A 4,399-nucleotide genomic window follows, 5' to 3' on the forward strand; every position below is an offset into this window, starting at 1 on the left:
CCCTCAACCGGAGCCCCCCGGGAAGCTCTCTTTCAAGGTGCAGCCGGATCCTTTCCTCCGGCAACTCCTCGGAAAGACCCACAAAAAAGACCTCGGCCTCGGAGGCCACGCCCACCGGAAGGGCCCTTCCGAAGGAAAGACGCGGCCGGGGGCTAAAGCCCCGGGTAAAGGAAAGGGGGAGGCCGGCCCGGCGCAGGGCCCGCTCAAGCACCCGCTGAAGCTCGCGCTGCGAAAGAAAACGCATGGGCCCCTCCCGGGCATAAACCACCCGGTACCAGTAAACCGCATCCGGCAAGGGAAAATCCGGAAGGGGGCTTCGGTCCTCCGGTGGGCCATGAAGCACATTCCGGATTCCGCCCTTACAGACCCCGCACTTTAAGCATTTTACAAACCGGCAGTCCGGGGAGACCTTCCGGGAGAGGGCCCGCGCCCTTTCCTCAAGGAGGAACTCGCGACTCAGACCGCAGTCAAGGTGCTCCCAGGGAAGGACCTCCTCCGGGTGTCTCTCCCTAAGGTAGGCGGAAAGGTCAAGGCCTAAGGCGCGGGCCGCGTTTTGCCAGCGGGAGAGCCGGAACTCCTCGCTCCAGCCGTCAAGCCGGGCCCCCTCACGAAAGGCCCTAAGGATTAAGGCCGAAAGCCTCCGATCCCCCCGGGAAAGCACCCCCTCAAGGAAACTCTGCTCCGGAAGGTGCCACTTAAGGCTTAAGCCCCGCCCCCGCACGAGCTTTTTAAGGAGGGTGAGCTTTTCCTTCGTCTCGGGAAGATCGATCTGCCTTTCCCACTGGAAGGGGGTGTGCGGTTTGGGGATGAAGGTAGAGACCGAGACCGTGACCGCGATCCCCTTTCCGGCCCGGCGCACCCTGCGGGCAAGCTCGGCTATGGCCCGAAGGTCCTCCTCGGTCTCGGTGGGAAGGCCGATCATGAAGTAAAGTTTCACATCCCGCCAGCCGAGCGAACGGGCCAGTTCCGCCCCGCGCAAAAGCTCCTCCTCGGAGATGTCCTTGTTGATCACCCGGCGCAGGCGCTCGGTCCCGGCCTCCGGGGCAAGGGTTAACCCGGTACGCCTTCCCCGGGAAAGGACCTCAAGGATCCCCGGGGTGAGACTTCCCACCCGAAGGGAGGGAAGGGAGAGGGAGATCCGCTGGCCTCCGAAACGCCGGTAAAGGGCCCGCACCAGGGCCTCAAGCCCGGTATAGTCCCCGGCGGAAAGCGAAAGGAGGGAGATCTCCTCATAGCCGGTTGCCGAAAGCCCCTCCTCGGCCATGGCGAGCACCCTTTCCACCGATCGCTCGCGCACGGGCCGATAAAGGGAGCTTGCCTGACAGAAACGGCAGCCCCGGGTGCAGCCCCGGGAGATCTCAAGCGAGAGCCGATCGTGGGCCGCAAACCAGGGCACCGGAGGCCGAAAGGGATAGGGCACGGCGTCAAGATCGGAAACAATCCTGCGGAAAACCCGCTCATAGCCCGGACGAAGGGGTTCAATCTCCGCGAGGCGCCCGTTGCTATCATAGCGGGGGCGAAAAAACGAGGGCACATAGACCCCGGGGAGGCGGGATAGCGCCTTAAGAAGTTCCGTGCGGCTTCCTCGCGCCTCCTTCCATTCCCTTACCGTTTCGGCTATCTCTAAGATGGCCTCCTCCCCATCCCCGAAGACGATGGCGTCGTAAAAATCAGCCACCGGCTCGGGGTTGGCCATGGCCGAGCCGCCCCCCAGGATGAGCGGATCCTCCTCGGTGCGCTCCTTAGAAAGAAGGGGGATTCCCGAAAGCGCAAGCACGGTAAGGATATTGGTGGCGCAGAGTTCGTAGGGGTAGGAGATCCCCACCACCTCAAAGTCCCGCAAGGGGCGGCCGTGTTCTAAGGAAAGGAGGGGAAGCCCCCGGGCCTTAAGTTCGGCCTCAAGATCGCGGGCCGGGGCAAAGGCTCGGTCGGCAAGATATTCCGTGCGGCTGTTTAAGATGAGATAAAGGATGAGAAGCCCGATATGGGACATCCCGATCTCGTAAAGGTCGGGATAGACTAAGCAAAAACGCACCCGGGCCTCATCCCAGGGCTTCTTTGCCGCATTGATCTCACCCTCAAGATAACGTCCGGGTTTCCTCACCCGGACCAGGATCTCCGTGGGATACATGGTTTCTTATGGTAAATTCAAAAGGCAAAACTTTAAAGGAGGGGCCTTACTGCGGGGCTATATCCCTTATAAGCGCATCGTAAAACCCTTGCGCCTTCCGCGGCTTTCCGTGGAGATCGGCTTCGGAAACGGAGAGTTTCTGGTCTCCCTTGCTAAGCGGCACCCGGAAAGATATTTCCTGGGAATTGAGCTTTCCGGGATCTCGGTGGAAAAGCTCCTAAAACGCCTGAGGGAGGAGGGCTTAAGGAATGTCTTTTGCGTGCGGCTTGACGCCTACTGGGCCTTTTATCTTCTTCTTTCCGACGAGGCCGTGGAGGCCATCTATCTCAACTATCCCGATCCCTGGTTCAAGAAGCGCCATCACCGAAGGCGTCTCACCCGGCCGGAGAATCTCTATCTTTTTGCCCGAAGGCTTAAAACCGGAGGGGAGATCCTCCTTCGCACCGACGACCGTCCCTTTCTGGAATATACCCTGGAGAGCGCCGGCGAGGTGGCGGCCTTTGAGGTCTCCTGGGAGGTCCTCTCCCCCGCCTCCCCGCTTACCAAATACGAGGCCAAGTGGATGGCCCAGGGAAAGACCCTTTATGCGGCAAGGCTCCGCAAGGTACGCCCCCCGAAGGAGATCCCCCATCCGCAAATAGAGGAGGTTTCTGCCGTGTTTCCGGTAACGGTCAAGGACCTTTCCCGGCTTTCCGAACTTTCCGGAAAGACCCTTCGTCCGCGCGAGGACCTGGTGCTCAAGATCTTTCGCCTCTGGGAGCACGGGGAGGACCGGCTGATAGAGGTCCTTCTTTCTGAGGCCGGGTATCTCCAGCGCTTTATGATCTTTGCCCGGCGCGTTCCCGGGGGCTGGAGGCTTGATGTCTCGGGTTTCAGCGAGGTGCTTCGCACCCGCGGACTCAAGGAGGCCCTGGAATTCCTGGCCCGGGAACTTAACCCGTGAAATTCCTTTTCTTAGGGGTGGACCTCGGCGGGGAGGAAAACACCTGGGCCGTGGCCGTGGACCGCGAAGGAAATCCTTTCCCCGGGCTCTCCCTCCCGGAGGGGGAACCGGTTGCGCTTGCCGAAATCCTGGACTTTATCCGGAAAAACCGGGTGCTTGCCGCAGCCTTAGATGCCCCGATCTCCTTCTCCCTCACCGACCGAAAGGGCCTGCGTGAAGCCGACCACAGGCTGCGGGAGATCCTGAGAGGTGAAGGAGGCGAGCCGGGGTGGGTGGTTTCCTATCATGCGTTAATGGGGATTCCGGTGCGGGGGCTCCTTCTTGCCGAGGCCTTAGCGCCCATGGTGGGGACCATTATTGAGACCCATCCCCGGGCGGCCCTTTATCTCGCCCTTCCGCAGGAGAAGAAATCCTTAGTTAAGACTTATAAGGGCCTGCGGCCGGAGGCTGAGGCGGCCTTAAGGGAACTCTGGAGGGCCCTTTTCCCGGAGGAAAATCCCCGCCGTATCACCCACGGGCTCCTTGACGCCTCGGTCTGGCCCTTACCGCCCGGGCCTATCATCTGGCCCCGGAAAACCTCCTTTTCCTTCCCTCCTCCGGCTCCCGCGGCTTCGGCCCTTTCGTAGTTCTTTTAAAATTTCCTTGCGAATTTTTCATGCCATGATAAAATTTCCATGTGATTTGGTTACCGAGGTATTTAAGCGCCCGTTTACCCGGGGGTTCTCCCCCGCGCCGCCTGGTGGTACTCACCGGAGCCCGTCAGGTGGGAAAGACCACGCTGGCCAAAAGACTTTACACGGGTCGCTACCGCTACTTCAATCTGGATTCGGCCGGTGAAAGGTTGAGGCTTGAGCGTGTCCCGGCCGAGGCCTGGGGCCGGACGGTGGGGGAGGCGGTTTTTGACGAGATCCAGAAGGCCCCCGCCCTCCTCGAAAAGATCAAATGGGCCTACGATGCCCGCGAGGTAGATTTTTCCGTCCTTCTCGGGTCCTCCCGCATCCTGCTTCTATCTAAGATTAAAGAGACACTTGCCGGAAGGGTCTTCCTTTACGAGCTCTGGCCTCTTACCCTAGGGGAACTGGCTCCCTTTTATGGCGCCCCGTTTCCGGAAAAGCCCCTGCTTGCCGTCCTTCTCGAAAATCTAAACCAGGCCCCGGAGATCCTTAGCGCTTTACCGGCTCCGGTGGGCGAAGAGGTGGGACGCCTTAAGAGCGCCCTAGAACATCTCCTCACCTTCGGGGGTCTTCCCACCCTTCTTGAGTATCCTCCGGAGGAACGGTTCGCCTGGCTTGAAGCCTACCAGAGTACCTATCTCGAGAGTGATC

4 protein-coding genes are annotated in these 4,399 nt (G+C 60.5%); 3 read left to right on the top strand and 1 reads right to left on the bottom strand.

Annotated features, from left to right (window positions below; translation table 11 throughout):
* Nucleotides 1-2,131, bottom strand: a 2,131-nt coding sequence (locus tag F8J34_RS04880; protein ID WP_297056887.1) for a TIGR03960 family B12-binding radical SAM protein, incomplete at its 3' end; no start/stop codon positions are given.
* On the opposite strand from F8J34_RS04880, the gene trmB reads away from it, so the two are divergent.
* The 3 genes from trmB to F8J34_RS04895 all read left to right on the top strand — a co-directional run.
* Nucleotides 2,130-3,074 carry a tRNA (guanosine(46)-N7)-methyltransferase TrmB gene (trmB, locus tag F8J34_RS04885; protein ID WP_297056890.1) on the top strand — a complete coding sequence of 315 codons (945 nt, stop codon included), beginning with the start codon at nucleotides 2,130-2,132 and terminating at the stop codon, nucleotides 3,072-3,074. The genes F8J34_RS04880 and trmB overlap by 2 nt on opposite strands.
* Nucleotides 3,071-3,700: a DUF429 domain-containing protein gene (locus F8J34_RS04890; protein ID WP_297056888.1), complete on the top strand. Its 630-nt coding sequence runs from the start codon at nucleotides 3,071-3,073 to the stop codon at nucleotides 3,698-3,700. The genes trmB and F8J34_RS04890 overlap by 4 nt, the downstream gene beginning before the upstream one ends.
* 50 nt (nucleotides 3,701-3,750) lie before the next feature.
* Nucleotides 3,751-4,399: AAA family ATPase (locus F8J34_RS04895; RefSeq protein WP_297056889.1), on the top strand; the 649-nt coding region annotated here is incomplete at its 3' end.

It is taken from the genome of Thermosulfurimonas sp., assembly GCF_015491435.1.
Classification (GTDB): domain Bacteria; phylum Desulfobacterota; class Thermodesulfobacteria; order Thermodesulfobacteriales; family Thermodesulfobacteriaceae; genus Thermosulfurimonas_A.